The organism is Nocardioides ganghwensis (assembly GCF_014779655.1).
GTDB lineage: Bacteria > Actinomycetota > Actinomycetes > Propionibacteriales > Nocardioidaceae > Nocardioides > Nocardioides ganghwensis.
On the sequence record NZ_JACXYX010000021.1, the window covers coordinates 51546 to 65134 of the forward strand.

Below are 13589 nucleotides of genomic sequence, written 5' to 3' on the forward strand. Positions count from 1 at the left end.
GTCAGGGGCCGGAGCCGGGGGCGCGCTGTGCCGCCAGCTCCCCTCTGGACCGGATGCCGAGCTTCGCATATATGCGGGTCAGGTGGTACTGCACCGTCTTGGTCGAGACGAAGAGCTCGGTCCCCACCTCGCGGTTGGTCATGCCTCGTGAGACGAGGTCGGCCACCAGCTCCTCCTGGGGCGTCAGCGCCGCGACGTCTCGCCCTGCCGGGACGGGGCGACCGGCATGGACACCGCCCGCCCGCAGCTCACGGTCGCAGCGATCGACGTACGTCGTGGCGCCCAGGCCGGCGTAGAGGTCGCGCGCCGTCCGGAGCAGCGGGTCGGCCTCGCGGCGCTTCCCTGCCCGTCGGGGCGTCTGTCCCCAGGCGAAGTGCACCCGGGCCCGGTCGTAGGGCAGCGGCAGGTCCTCGAGCAGGTCGGCCGAGCGCTGGAAGGCCGCACGCGCTGCCGCGAGGTCGCCGGTGCCGCCGAGCAGGCGACCGCGGGCATAGCCGAGCCGGACCTGGGCGGACCGGTGGCCGCGAACGTCCGCCAGCTCCTCGTGCGGGCGCAGGAAGGCGTCGGCGTCGTCGTAGCGGCCCTCGACCGCGAGCGCGTTGGCGTAGACGTCCGGCCACGGCCACGCGCCGGGTTCGTCGACGCTGCCGCCTGCCCACGGCTGGCGGAGCGGGTCGAGCGCGCGCAGCACGGCGGCGTAGTCGGCCCGCGCCTCGGCCACGCTCGCGCGGGCCAGCGCACCGGCGACGCGCATGATCTCGTAGTCCCGCGGCCCGACGTCGGCGTCGCGCACGGCGCGGTCGGCGAGCGGCCAGTCCCCTCGCAGCGCATGGACCTGGGCGCGGGTCCAGGCAAGCAGCGGCTCGATCAGCCGCATCCCCGTGCGCTCGGCCAGCAGCTCTCCCTGGTCGGCCGCGCGCAGCGCGTCGTCCCACTCCCCGCTCACGAAGTGGGCTCGGGCGAGCCACGCGTGCGCCCACAGCGAGATCCGCGTCGACCCGCCGAGGAAGTCGGTGGAGGTGGCCGACGACAGGTTCTCCCGGGCCACGTCGACCTCGTCGAGCGAGAGGGCCGTCCAGCCGCGGCCCATCGCCACCCGCTGGGCCTGGGCACCGTGACCGACCTCCTCGGCCAGGGCGGCGTACTGCGCCAGTGCCTGCGCGCCGCGACCCGTGCCGGCCACCCCGAGGCCCCGGATCGCGGCCGTCTCGACGGCGGCGGGTGATCCGCGTGCGGCCAGCGCGATCGCGCGGTCCGCCCACCCGACCAGGTCCTCGCCCCGGCAGCGGGCCAGGCTGTGCAGCACCCAGCGGTGGCAGACCAGGGCAGCGACCTCGGGGTCCCGGTCGGGGTGGACGAGGTCCCACGCGCGCCCGAGCCGGTTCTCGGCCTCGGCCGGGCGCCCCCGCACGATCGCGAGGTAGCCGAGGGCGGCGTTGCGCAGCGGGGTCTCGCGGAGGCTTTCGACCTCCGCGACGGCGGCCGCCGCACCGAGCGTGTCGCCGGACCCGACCAGCGCGTCGAACGCCCGCGCGAGCCGCTCCTCCCGCAGCAGGGTGTCGGGGGTCATCCGGGCAGCACTGGCGAGCAGCTGCGCCACGGCAGCCCACTCCCCCGTGCCTGCACGGGCGACGGCGAGGGCGTCGAGCTCATCGGCCAGGACCGGGTCCGGCAGGGGGCTGGCGGCGACGAGGTGCCTGAGGCGGGCCACCGGGTCCGCGACCAGTGCCGCAGAACGCCGGTGCAGGTCGGCACGTCTGACCTGGCTCAGCGAGCCGAGCACGGCCGCGGCGACCATCGCGTCGGCGGGCTCCACGAGCGCCAGCCCGAGGTGCTCGACCCACCTGACCAGTCCGGTCCCGAGGAGCTCGTCGACCGGCGCGAGGGGGTCGCCGACCTCGGCCAGCGACGCCGCCAGGGCGAGGGGTGCCCGGCCGAGCACCGCGACGGCCTCTGCCAGGGCTCGGCCGGAGTCGCTCGATCCGGCCAGCCGGCCGTGGACCTCGGCGGCCACCGCGGCCGGAGCCGGGAGGACGGGCTCGAAGTCGGCCCAGAGCTCGGCCGGCTGCTCCGCCAGCAGCGCCAGCACCGGGCCGGGGCGTCCGGCGGTGAAGCGACACAACCGGTCGGCCAGGGTGGGATGCAGGGCGACGCCCGCGCGGGCAGCCAGCTGCTGCACGTCTCCCGGCTCCAGCGGCGGCAGGACGATGCGGTCCTCCACGCGATCGAGCACGGCGGCGGCTGCCCCGGTGACGGGGCTCGACGCCGCGAGCACCACCAGCATCCGGGCCTCGGGGTGGTGGCGTACGACGCTCCAGAGCGCCGTCAACGACGCCGGGTCGGCGTGGGCCGCGTCGTCGACGACGACGAGCACAGGACCCTCGCCCGTCGTGCCCACGACCTCTGCGGCGATCCGGTCCGCCGCCCCCATCACGTCCGGCGCGGACGGCGCGGCGCCCAGCAGCTGGGCGAGCACGCCCTGCTCGACGTCCTGCTCCCACGGGACGCCGCGGGCCTTCAGGCAAGGACGACCGGCGGCCACGTGCTCCGCGGCGAACCGGCGTACGAGGGCGCTGGAGCCTGTGCCGCCGGGGCCGGTCACCAGGACCATGGCAGGGCCGAGCTCGCCGACCCGCAGCAGGCGTTGCCGCAGGTCGGCGAGCTGGTCGTCGCGCGCCACCAGCACGGCGGCGGCGTCAGCTTCGGTCACGCAGACACGGTAGACCCGACCTCGCTCGGCACGTGCTCGGCGCGACGCACCTCGGCGTGGGCAGGGCGCGGCACCGCGAGCGCGACAACCGCACCGGCGAGGGAGATCGCGGCGAAGAGCTGGAAGGCGGTCGAGCCGCCCACGCCTGCCCCGACGAGCACACCACCGACGATCGGGCCGACGATCCCGCCGAGCCGGCCGAAGCCCGCGCACCAGGCGACCCCGGCCGCGCGGGCGTTGGTCGGGTAGTAGTTGGAGACCAACCCGTAGATCAGCACCTGGGTGCCGATCGTGCCGATGCCTGCCAGCCCGACGGCGAGGAACAGCACCGCGGCCGGCATCGACAGCGGCAGCGCCGCGAGGGCCAGCGCCGCGAGCACGAAGGTGGCAGCGACCACGCGCTTGGCACCGACACGGTCCGCGACGTACGACGCCGCGAGGCCGCCGCCGATCGCGGCCAGGTTGAGGACGAGCAGGAAGGTCAGCGAGTAGTTCTTGCCGTATCCCTGCTCCCCCATGATCTGCGGCAGCCAGGTGTTGAGGCCGTAGGTCAGGAGCAGCCCGGCGAAGCTCATCAGGCCGAGCAGCGCGGTGGGGAAGGCGAAGCGGCGGCTGGCGAGTGCGGGGAAGCCGACCTTGTCCTCGACGACCGGCTCGGGTGCGGGCACCGGAATGCCGGTGCGGGCGCACACGGCCTCCGCGTCGGCGAACCGGCCGCGCGACACGAGCCACTTCGGCGACTCGGGGAGGAAGCGGATGGCGAGCGGGAGGAGCAGCACGATCGGCAGCGCGCCGATCCAGAACAGCCCGCGCCAGCCGATGACGTCGCCCAGCGCGATGGCGGTCAGCGCGGCGAGCACGCCGCCGGCAGGGACCCCGCTGTAGACGATCGCGTTGTAGCGGTTGCGCTTGCCGGGCGGCGCGAACTCGGCCACCAGCGCGCCGACCGTGGCGACGAGCGCACCGACTCCGATGCCGGTGAAGAAGCGGAACAGGCCGAACGTCGCGACGGACTGCGTCGTGGCGGTGATCCCCATGCCGATGGAGAACCACGCCAGGTTCACCAGCATGACCCGGCGACGACCGATCAGGTCCCCGACGGCGCCGGCGGCCAGGGCACCCACGAGCACGCCGACCAGGGCGTAGCTGCCGAGCGTCCCCGCCTGGGCCGGGGTGACCGTGCCGAGGTGGGCGGGGTCGGCGAGCAGCACGGGGACGACCGTGCCGTAGACGACGAGGTCGTAGCCGTCGAAGACCAGCGCGGCGGCGGAGAGGAAGACGACCCAGGCGACGCTGCGGCGTCGACGTGCGTCCTGGTCAGGGGTCGTCGGGGACAGGTGTTCGGGCATGGCTGTGCTCCGAGGTGGTGAGGTGGGGATGGTGCGGGCTGACGGGGACGTCAGCCCAGGTCACCGCCGGCCACGGGGAGGACCGTTCCGGTGATGTAGGAGGCTTCCTCGCTGGCGAGGAAGGTGATCGCTGCCGCCTGCTCGTCGAGGGAGCCGTAGCGGTGCATCAGCGAGTGCGACAGCGTCTGGTCGATGTGGGCCTGGAACCATTGCTGCTCCAGGTCGTCCTGGGGCACCGGCGTGCCGCGCGAGATCTTGCGGGGCGGGGCCTCTGTCCCGCCGGGCGCGGTGGCGACCACGCGGATCCCGTCGTCGGCGTACTCGAGGGCGAGCGAGGCGGTGATGGCGTTGACCCCGCCCTTGGCCGCGGAGTAGGGGATGCGGTGGATGCCGCGGGTGGCCGCCGAGGACACGTTGACGATCACGCCGGACCCGCACCGCACCATCTCCGGCAGGGCGGCGCGGCAGGCGAACAACGTCGTCATCAGGGACCGCTGGACCTCGGCCTCGATCTCGGCCTCGGTGAACTCGGTGAACGGCTTGAAGTTGATCGCCCCGCCGACGTTGTTGATGAGCACGTCGATCCGACCGAAGCGGGCCACGGCATGCTCGACGACCCTGGCCGCGCCGGCGTACGCCTCCAGGTCCGCGACGACCGCAAGCGCGCCCTGGCCGCTGGCGGCCAGCTCGTCGGCCAGCTGGTGGACGAGGTCGGAGCGGTCGGCGAGCATCAGCTGCCCGTTCTCCGCGCTGATCCGCCGGGCGACCGCCTCGCCGATCCCCTGGGCCGCGCCGGTCACCACGACGACCTTGCCGGCGAACCGGCCGGGGGTCGTGAAGCGCGGCCGCTCGGCGGTCCTGTCGTGGTCCATCGCTCGGCGCATCGTGGTCTTCGAGCGGTCGGCGTGCGCGGTGACGAGCTCGCGGGCCGCCGTGCGGTCACCGCGCTCGACCGCCTCGACGATGTCGAGGTGGTCCTGGGCGCATCGGGGGTGGCACCAGGTGGCGGTACGCAGCACGTCCTCCATCCGGCCCTTCACGCCGAGCGCCTGGTAGGCACGCAGGAGGTGCTCGTTGCCGGTGAGGGTGAACAGGTAGTCGTGGAAAGCAGCATTGGTCTCGGTGTATGCCGCCGCGTCGACGAAGCGGTCACCGTCGACGTAGGGGACGCAGGCCTCGGCGAGCAGCCGGTAGCCGGCGACCTGGCGCGAGCTGATCCGGCCGAGCACCAGGTCGAGCGCCCCGAGCTCGAGCGCCATCCGGGCCTCGAAGATCGCGTCCGAGGCGTGCACCGACGGGTGCTCCTCGCCGATCTCGTAGCCGTCCTCGCTCGGGACGGCCGCTCTCGGCTGGACCAGTGCGGCGACGTCGCGGGACGGGAAGACCTGGCGACCGGCGAGGGTGCGCGCGGTCGCGGCGACGGCGACGGGATCGGCGGAGACGCCGCCGCCCAGGCCGACCAGCTCGCGGACCGGGAACAGCTCCTGGCCGGCGACGGTGCGTCCGGCACGTCCCGCCCCCTCCTCGAGGGGTGCCCCCGCCGCCTCTGGGACGAGGTGGACCGTGGGCGGCGCACCGGCGGCGGGCGTGTCGGGCTCCGACACGATCTCGACCGGTGCCTCAGTGGCCTCCGGGGCGGGTGCCGACGTGGCTCCCGAACCGCCATCCGCGCCGGCGGGCGCAGGTCCCGACAGGGCGAACTTCTCGTAGTAGAAGCCGGTCGGCTCCACGCCCTGCTCGGCGAAGTGCGCGCGCACCGCCTCGACCATCGGCGGGGGTCCGCAGAGGTAGACCGCGACGTCGCCCCCGTACAGGTGCTCGGGCCGGATGAGGCCCATGACGTAGCCCTGGCGGGCAGCGGTGGTGTCCGGATCGGAGACGCAGTGGTCCCACGTGAGGCCGGGGATCGCGGTGGCGAGCTCCTCGAGCTCGGCGAGCTCGACCAGGTCGTCGTCGGTGCTGACGCCGTAGACCAGGTGCGCCGGGCGCGTGCTGCCGCTCTCGCGCAGGGTGCGCAGGATCGACAGGATCGGCGCGAGCCCGGTGCCCCCGGCGATGAGGAGGAGCGGGCGCGCCGCCTCGCGGAGGAAGAAGCTCCCGTTGGGTCCGGTGAAGCTGACCTCGTCGCCGACTGACGCCTGCTCGGCCAGCCACGTCGACATCACCCCGCCCGGCGTGAGCTTCACCAGGAAGCCCAGCGACGGATCGTCGGTCGCGGTGCTGAAGGAGTAGGACCGGCTCTCCCCCGTGCCCGGGACCTCGATGTTGACGTACTGGCCCGGGAGGAACGCCAGGTGCTCGCGCTCGTCGGTCTCGAGGGCGAACGCCATCGTGGTCGGGGAGAGCCGCTCGATGCGGCTGATCCTCGCCTTGTACGTCGCCGCGCGGGTCTTCGCGACCGCCGAGGTGCTGGCGATCTGGAGCACGAGGTCCGAGCGGGGCTTCATGCTGCACGGCAGCACCATGCCGGCGGCCGCCTCGTCGGGGGTCAGGGCGTCGTCGATGTAGGTGCCGCCGTCGTACTCCCCCGACTCGCACGTCGCCTTGCACGTGCCGCAGGCGCCGTCGCGGCAGTCCAGCGGGATGTTGATGCGGGCGCGGTAGGACGCGTCCGCGACGGTCTGGTCGTCCGCGCAGGTGATGAAGCGGGTGACTCCGTCCTCGAAGGCGAGGGCGACCTGGTGGGTGCTCATGGCTGCTCCGGATCCGGGGCTCGGGGGCTGTGGGTACGGGTCTCAGAAGTGGTAGACGTCGACGACGTGGTGGATGTAGTCGTTCTTCAGCACCACGGTCTTGCGCCGGATGAGCGGGCTCTCGCCCGAGAAGTCGATCGTGTAGAAGGAGGTCCCGTAGTAGGGGTCGATCGTCTTGTAGCGGAAGTACATGGTGTGCCAGTTGAAGCGCACGTCCACGACGTCACCGCGACGCTCGATCACCTCGACGTTGCTGATGTTGTGGCTGGTCCGCGGCTCGGGGATCGACGTGGCGCTTGAGCGCTCGGTGCGGATCCGGAAGACGCGGTCCTCCAGACCGCCCTTGTTGGGGTAGTAGATGAGCGAGATCTCGGTCTGCGGGTCCTGGACCAGCTCGTCGTCGTCGGTCCACGCCGGCATCCAGTACTCGCAGTCGTCGGCGTAGCACTCGAGCCACTTCTCGAACTCGCGGTCGTCGAGGTGGCGCGCCTCGCGGTAGAGGAACTGCTCGAGGTCGTTCTGGGTGATCAGCGTGCTGCCCGCCACGGGGCTCGTCGTGCTGGTGGCGCTCATGCCTGGACCTCCGTGCCGTTCTCGCGCGCCAGCGCGGCCCGCATCGTGTCGAGCCAGTAGCCGTGCTGGACGGGGTAGAGCCCCTCGTCCTCGTTCTTCACCCCGGCCGAGATCACGCCCGGCATCTCCAGCGCGAGGGCCACCTCGTCGGGGCCGCTCAACCAGTGCTCGGCGCCGCGGCTCATGTCGTTCCACGGCGCGGCGGTGGCCTGGAAGGTCAGCTGGCACGACCGGAACTCCTCGAGGTCGTCCGGCGTCGCCATGCCAGAGGCGTTGAAGAAGTCCTCGTACTGGCGGATCCGCCAGGCGCGGGACTCTGCCGACTCGCCCTTGGGGGCGATGCAGTAGATCGTGACCTCGGTCTGGTCCGGCGAGATCGGCCGGAAGTGGCGGATCTGGGTGGAGAACTGGTCCATCACGTAGACGTTGGGGTAGAGGCAGAGGTTGCGGCTGCCCTTGACCATGAACTCGCCCTTGGCGTCGCCGAACTTCTCCTTGAGCTCGTCGAGGCGGTCCCACAGGGGGCGGTCCTCGGGGTTTCCCGCCCAGGTCCACAGGCACAGGTGCCCGTTGGGGTAGGACCAGTAGCCACCTCCCGACTTCCCCCAGCTGCCGGCGTCGAGCGTCTTGGTGGTGTTGGCCGAGTCGCCGGTGTTGCGGCGCGAGGTGGTGGCCGCGTAGTTCCAGTGGGTCGCGGTGACGTGGTAGCCGTCAGCGCCGTTCTCGGCCTGCACCTTCCAGTTGCCGTCATAGGTGTAGGTCGACGAGCCGCGCAGCACCTCCAACCCGTCCGGCGACTGGTCGACGAGCATGTCGATGACCTTGGTGGAGTCGCCGAGGTGGTCCTCAAGGGTGGACACGTCGGGGTTGAGCGAGCCGAACAGGAAGCCCCGGTAGCTGTCGAACCTCGCCACGCGGGTCATGTTGTGGGAGCCGTCGACGTCGAACGTCGCGGGATAGCCCGCCCCTTCGGGGTCCTTGACCTTGAGCAGCGTGCCGTCGTTGCGGAACGTCCAGCCGTGGAAGGGGCAGGTCAGCGTCGTGCGGTTGTCGGTCTTGCGGCGGCAGATCATCGCTCCGCGGTGCGCGCAGGCGTTGATGAGCAGGTTGAGCTCACCGTCCTGGCCGCGGGTGATCACCACCGGCTGGCGACCCATGTAGGTCGTGAAGTAGTCGCCCTTCTCCGGCACCTGGCTCTCGTGTGCGAGGTAGATCCAGTTGCCCTCGAAGATGTGTTTCATCTCCAGCTCGAACACCTCTTCGTCGGTGAAGATCCGGCGGTTGGCGCGGTAGACGCCGGCGTCGCGGTCGTCGACCACCGCGTCGGCGAGCACCGACTCCACGTGGGAGAGCGTCTCGGTCATGGGGTCCTCCAACAGGTCCGAGGTGGATGAGGCCTCCGACCGTTCCACGACGTGTCGGTCGTCACACGAGTCGAATGCCTAGGCCTGACCTAGGCATCCTTTGATCACGGGGGCCTATCAATCAGCGGGAAACAAGTCCTTGTCATCGATGAATCTTCAGACCTACCGTGAATCAATCGCTGACGACGTGAGCGTCGTCACCACTCAACGCGAACCGGACGGAGGACCCATGGAGCTGCGCCACCTGCGCTACTTCGCCGCAGTCGCCGAGACCCGGCACTTCGGCCGCGCGGCCGAGCGGTTGCACCTCGCGCAGCCCGCGCTGTCCCAGGCCGTGCGACAGCTGGAGGCCGAGCTCGGCACCCCTCTGTTCGTCCGCACGACGCGTCAGGTCAACCTCACCCCGGCCGGGGAGTTCCTGCGTGACGAGGCGGCCCGGATCCTGGCCGCGATCGACGACAGCGTCCGCGGCGTCCGCCGGATCGCCGAGGGCCGGCAGGGCCTGCTGCGGATCGCCTTCACGGGCACCGCCGCCCACACCCAGCTGCCGAGGATCGCACGGGCCGTCAAGCGTGAGCTGCCGGGCCTCGCGCTGGAGATCCACGCCGACCTGCTCACGCCCGCCCAGGTCGCCGGACTGACCGAAGGCAGCCTGGACCTCGGAGTGCTGCGGCCGCCCACGTCCGGCGACGCGCTGACGGTGCGTACGATCGCCCGCGAACCGCTCGTGCTGGCGGTGGCGGCCGACCACCGCCTGGCCAGCGAACCGGTCGTCTCCATGGTCGACCTCCGCACAGAGGACTTCATCGTCTTCGCCGGGGCCAGCTCGGTCGTCAACGACGCCGTCCTGCGCAGCTGCCGCGAGGCGGGCTTCACCCCGACCGTCGCGCACCACGCGCCCGGCACCACGGTGATGCTGCCGCTCGTCGCGGCCGATCTCGGCGTCGCGCTCGTCCCCGCCTCGGTGCGCGCGGCTCCGCTCGCCGGTGTCGTGTTCCGCGACGTCCCCGACGCCGAGTCGCTCGACCTCGCGCTCGCCTGGCGCACCGGCGACGACGATCCCGCCCTCCTCGCGGTCCTCGAGGTGCTGGAGACCGCAGGCCTCTTCTCCCCCGCCGACACCGACGCCGGCTCCACCCCCGAGCTCGACGAGGCCGTCCGATGAAGATCACGCAGGTCGAGGCGATCCCGTTCGCCATCCCCTACCGCAAGCCCCTGAGGTTCGCCAGCGGTGAGGTCCACGTCGCCGAGCACGTGCTCGTGCGGGTCACCACCGACGACGGCGTCGTCGGCGTGGCCGAGGCGCCGCCACGTCCCTTCACCTACGGGGAGACGCAGGCCAGCATCGTCGCGGTGATCGACTCGATCTTCGCCCCGGAGGTCGTCGGCCTCGACGTCGTCGAGCGCGAGCAGATCCATGCCCGCCTGTCGCGCACTGTCGGCAACCCCACCGCCAGGTCGGCGCTCGACATGGCGATCTGGGACGCCCTCGGTCAGTCACTCGGCTACAGCGTCACCGACCTGCTCGGCGGCTACACCGACCGGATGCGCGTCTCGCACATGCTGGGCTTCGACGAACCCGCAGCAATGGTCGCCGAGGCGGAACGGATGCATGACACCTACGGCATCACCACCTTCAAGGTGAAGGTCGGCCGCCACCCGTTCACCCTCGACACCGCCGTCGTGCGGGCCCTGCGCGAGGGCCTGGGGGACGCCGTCGAGCTGTACGTCGACGGCAACCGCGGGTGGTCGGCGTCGGAGTCCGCGCGGGCGATGAAGGAGATGGCCGACCTCGGCCTCACCTTCGCCGAGGAGCTGTGCCCGGCTGACGACGTCCTGGGGCGGCGCTGGCTGGTGGCGCAGCTCGACGTCCCCTTCATCGCCGACGAGTCGGTCGTGACGCCCGCCGAGCTCACCCGCGAGATCCTCGGCGGCTCGGCGACTGCGGCCAGCATCAAGACCGCACGCACCGGCTTCACGACCAGCCGTCGCGTGCACCACCTCGCCGAAGGCCTGGGCATCGAGCTCGTCATGGGCAACCAGATCGACGGGCAGCTCGGCTCCCTGTGCTCGGTCGCCTTCGGCTCCGCCTTCGAGCTGACCTCCCGCCGCGCCGGCGAGCTGTCCAACTTCCTCGACATGACCGACGACCTGCTGGCCGAACCGCTCGAGATCCACGCGGGCGAGCTGGTCGCCCGGTCGGGCCCCGGCCTCGGGGCGCTCATCGATCCCGACAAGCTCGCCCACTTCCGCCAGGACTGAACACACCCGACCTCCCGACGACTCAGCAATCATCCACCACCCCACGCAAGGAGCAACCCCCATGAGCACCACCCTCCACGAGGCCGCCACCGCGGCCGCCTCCGGCGCGAGCGCCACCGAGCGGTTCCACGCCGACAAGTCGCCGTACGACGCCGTCAAGGACGTCCCGGCCGAGCGCGTCGACGCCATGGCCCGCGAGGTCCTCGAGGCGATCCACGCCACGGTCCGCAAGCACAAGATGACCTACGACGAGTTCAACGCCCTCAAGGCCTGGATGATCGACGTGGGCCAGGACGGTGAGTGGCCGCTGTTCCTCGACGTGTGGCTGGAGCACGTCGTGGAGGAGGTCAACACCGAGCACCGCGAGGGCAACAAGGGCTCGATCGAGGGCCCCTACTACGTGCCCAACGCCCCCGAGCAGGGTGCCGAGGGCACCATCCCGATGCGCGACGACGAGGGCGGCACACCGCTGACCTGGTCCGGCAGGATCACCTCCACCGACGGCTCGGTCCTCGGGGGCGCCAAGGTCGAGCTGTGGCACGCCGACGCGGACGGCTTCTACTCCCAGTTCGCACCCGGCATCCCGGAGTGGAACCTCCGCGGCACCTTCACGACCGGCGAGGACGGCACGTTCGCGATCCACACCGTCCAGCCTGCGCCCTACCAGATCCCGACCGACGGCTCGTGCGGCAAGCTCATCAAGGCCGCCGGGTGGCACGCCTGGCGCCCGGCGCACCTGCACGTCAAGGTCTCCGCACCCGGCCACGAGCTCCTGACCGCGCAGCTCTACTTCCCCGGCGACGAGCACAACGACGACGACATCGCCTCCGCGGTCAAGCCGGAGCTGATCCTCGACCCGCAGCACCACGACGACGGCACCGCCACCGTCACCTACGACTTCGTCCTCGACCCCGAGAAGGCCTGACCAGATGCTCTACCACGTTCGCATGGACGTCCGGATCCCCCACGACATGGACCCCGAGGTCAAGGCCGACCTCGTCACGCGGGAGAAGGCATTCGCGCAGGAGGTCCAGCACTCCGGTCGCTGGCCACACCTGTGGCGGGTCGTCGGTGAGTACGCCAACGTCTCGATCTTCGACGTGGAGTCCAACGACGCCCTCCACGACCTGCTGTCGGGCCTGCCGCTCTTCCCCTACATGGACATCACGGTGACACCCCTCGCCGTGCACCCCAGCGACGTCAACGCCTGATCCACGGACGGGACAGGCCGACCTGACCGCCAAGACAGCTCTGGATGCGCATGCCGAGGCGCCGTTGTCCACGGCGAACGTCGCCAAGACGTCTGCCGATGCACGCGGGAACCACGCGTCGCGGTGAGGACCCTCGCCTCCGAACGAGCCCATTCAGCAGTACGGGCGCGGGGCAGCAGACCCGGCAGTAGGCACTAAGCCGTTTGACACGACGGCAGGTAGAAGCGCAGGTAGCAGCGGCGTGCGGTGCTCGAGGTCCAGGGGAGACCGAACAAGAGCATCTCGCGTCCGTCCCACGTAGCAGCCAGGGAACTTGACGGCTCCGTCTCCCGCCACCACGTGGACGGCGCGATCCCAGCGGCTCGTTCAGTAGTCCTGCCCGAGCGCTGCCTGCCCGGCGCGGCACGCCCGGGCGAGAGGAATCTCGGTGACGGACAGCAGCTCCTCGCGGCCACCCGCCTCCTTGTCGATGGTGAGTACCAACCCGAGGCCCTCGGCGTAGTACTTGTGCTCCAAGACGTCGGGTTCGAGCGGAGTGGTGCAAGCCGCGGAATGATTGCGCAGATGCGAGAGGCCCTCACAGTCAGACTGTGAGGGCCTCTCGGATTTGTAGCGGGGGCATTGTTTGGTCCCGCGCACCTTGGCTTGTTCGGTCTGGTCATCCACGCTCACTTCCCTGGTCGTGCACCTGGTCGGCCCCCATCTGGGAGGTTCACGCCGGCGCGAATTCACACAATCGATCCGACAATCAGGGTGCCTCCCGCGTGCGCTGTCGCAATGGTCTGAGCTCCGTCTCCCTTGCCGAGCAACGGCGCTACCACCTCGTGCTGAGCTGATCCCATGCGTCCGGCCACCCCATCGCCGGACCCTCCGGCACCACCCCGGACTCCGCGAACGCCCGACCACGAGCCGTCGCGCCGATCGGGCCGGTTGTGTACGGGTCGCAGTAGGTCACGTCCGGGTTGTCGACCTCGCAGACCAGGCGCTCCCCTGCCAGCCATCCCATCAGGTTCGCAGACTCGGCCTCGTCCATGTCGATCGCATCCGCCACCGTCAGCGCCGTCGGCTCGCCGGTGATCGTCTGCGCGAGCAGCTCCTGCACGAACAACCGGCCGACGACGTCCGGGACTGCTGCACGGACGGGTGACAGTTTTGGTTAGGCCGCCTGGGTGGCGGTTGTCGTCATGATCAGCTCGTATTCGACCGGGGTCAATCGTCCGAGAGCAGCCTGCCTCCGTCGACGGTGGTAGGTCTTCTCGATCCACGTGACGATGGCGATCCGCAGCTCCTCTCGGGTGTTTGAATCGCCCCGGGTTTCGTGGAGGCTCGGTTACTTGGAACCAGCCCCGGTCGGGACGGGTGTTTCAACGTAGTCGGTGACGACTCCGGTGGCCCAGTGGTTCGCCTCGAACTCGGCGGGCGGGATG

Annotated in this window: 11 protein-coding genes and 1 pseudogene; 4 read left to right on the top strand and 8 right to left on the bottom strand. The window is 71.2% G+C overall.

From position 1 onward, the window contains the following. Position 1: 1 nt before the first annotated feature. From IEZ24_RS19485 to benA, 5 genes are read right to left on the bottom strand one after another with little or no spacing between them, the layout of a single operon-like run. Positions 2-2710 carry a LuxR family transcriptional regulator gene (locus tag IEZ24_RS19485; RefSeq protein ID WP_207206921.1) on the bottom strand — a complete coding sequence of 903 codons (2709 nt, stop codon included), beginning with the start codon at positions 2708-2710 and terminating at the stop codon, positions 2-4. Then, complete coding sequence (locus IEZ24_RS19490; protein ID WP_129456724.1) at positions 2707-4059, bottom strand: MFS transporter; 1353 nt, start codon at positions 4057-4059, stop codon at positions 2707-2709. The genes IEZ24_RS19485 and IEZ24_RS19490 overlap by 4 nt, the downstream gene beginning before the upstream one ends. Before the next feature lie 50 nt (positions 4060-4109). Then, positions 4110-6752, bottom strand: a complete 2643-nt coding sequence (gene benC, locus IEZ24_RS19495) for a benzoate 1,2-dioxygenase electron transfer component BenC (protein WP_129456725.1) — start codon at positions 6750-6752, stop codon at positions 4110-4112. Positions 6753-6794: 42 nt separating this feature from the next. Further along, a complete protein-coding gene (gene benB / locus IEZ24_RS19500) occupies positions 6795-7325 on the bottom strand; it encodes a benzoate 1,2-dioxygenase small subunit (protein WP_129456726.1) in 531 nt (176 codons plus the stop codon). Then, the gene (benA, locus tag IEZ24_RS19505) at positions 7322-8689 is read right to left on the bottom strand and encodes a benzoate 1,2-dioxygenase large subunit (protein WP_129456727.1); all 1368 of its coding nucleotides are present in this window, start codon (positions 8687-8689) and stop codon (positions 7322-7324) included. Before benA ends, benB begins: the two co-directional genes overlap by 4 nt. 229 nt (positions 8690-8918) lie before the next feature. Between benA and IEZ24_RS19510 the strand changes: the two genes are divergently transcribed. From IEZ24_RS19510 to catC, 4 genes are all read left to right on the top strand, one after another. Further along, positions 8919-9854 carry a LysR substrate-binding domain-containing protein gene (locus tag IEZ24_RS19510; RefSeq protein ID WP_129456728.1) on the top strand — a complete coding sequence of 312 codons (936 nt, stop codon included), beginning with the start codon at positions 8919-8921 and terminating at the stop codon, positions 9852-9854. After that, entirely contained in the window at positions 9851-10951 is a 1101-nt protein-coding gene (locus IEZ24_RS19515) for a mandelate racemase/muconate lactonizing enzyme family protein (protein ID WP_129456729.1), read from the top strand. Before IEZ24_RS19510 ends, IEZ24_RS19515 begins: the two co-directional genes overlap by 4 nt. Positions 10952-11012: 61 nt before the next feature. Beyond that, positions 11013-11876: a catechol 1,2-dioxygenase gene (gene catA / locus IEZ24_RS19520; RefSeq protein ID WP_129456730.1), complete on the top strand. Its 864-nt coding sequence runs from the start codon at positions 11013-11015 to the stop codon at positions 11874-11876. A gap of 4 nt (positions 11877-11880) precedes the next feature. Further along, the gene (gene catC, locus IEZ24_RS19525) at positions 11881-12162 is read left to right on the top strand and encodes a muconolactone Delta-isomerase (protein ID WP_129456731.1); all 282 of its coding nucleotides are present in this window, start codon (positions 11881-11883) and stop codon (positions 12160-12162) included. Positions 12163-12528: 366 nt separating this feature from the next. Here catC and IEZ24_RS21875 read toward each other — a convergent pair whose 3' ends face one another. From IEZ24_RS21875 to IEZ24_RS21880, 3 genes and pseudogenes are all read right to left on the bottom strand, one after another. Beyond that, positions 12529-12678 (bottom strand): hypothetical protein, encoded by a 150-nt coding sequence (locus IEZ24_RS21875; RefSeq protein ID WP_207206922.1) that lies wholly within the window; start codon positions 12676-12678, stop codon positions 12529-12531. 298 nt (positions 12679-12976) lie between these two features. After that, positions 12977-13264 (bottom strand): hypothetical protein, encoded by a 288-nt coding sequence (locus IEZ24_RS19535; RefSeq protein ID WP_129456732.1) that lies wholly within the window; start codon positions 13262-13264, stop codon positions 12977-12979. 54 nt (positions 13265-13318) lie between these two features. Next, a pseudogene (locus tag IEZ24_RS21880) lies at positions 13319-13459 on the bottom strand (IS3 family transposase); the annotation flags it as partial. Positions 13460-13589: the final 130 nt, after the last annotated feature.

What these genes read in the sequence shown, in the direction of transcription:
- IEZ24_RS19490 (WP_129456724.1), bottom strand. Translation starts at nt 4,059, where the DNA reads ATGCCCGAACACCTGTCCCCGACGACCCCTGACCAGGACGCACGTCGA.
- benC (WP_129456725.1), bottom strand. Translation starts at nt 6,752, where the DNA reads ATGAGCACCCACCAGGTCGCCCTCGCCTTCGAGGACGGAGTCACCCGC.
- benB (WP_129456726.1), bottom strand. Translation starts at nt 7,325, where the DNA reads ATGAGCGCCACCAGCACGACGAGCCCCGTGGCGGGCAGCACGCTGATC.
- benA (WP_129456727.1), bottom strand. Translation starts at nt 8,689, where the DNA reads ATGACCGAGACGCTCTCCCACGTGGAGTCGGTGCTCGCCGACGCGGTG.
- IEZ24_RS19510 (WP_129456728.1), top strand. Translation starts at nt 8,919, where the DNA reads ATGGAGCTGCGCCACCTGCGCTACTTCGCCGCAGTCGCCGAGACCCGG.
- IEZ24_RS19515 (WP_129456729.1), top strand. Translation starts at nt 9,851, where the DNA reads ATGAAGATCACGCAGGTCGAGGCGATCCCGTTCGCCATCCCCTACCGC.
- catA (WP_129456730.1), top strand. Translation starts at nt 11,013, where the DNA reads ATGAGCACCACCCTCCACGAGGCCGCCACCGCGGCCGCCTCCGGCGCG.
- catC (WP_129456731.1), top strand. Translation starts at nt 11,881, where the DNA reads ATGCTCTACCACGTTCGCATGGACGTCCGGATCCCCCACGACATGGAC.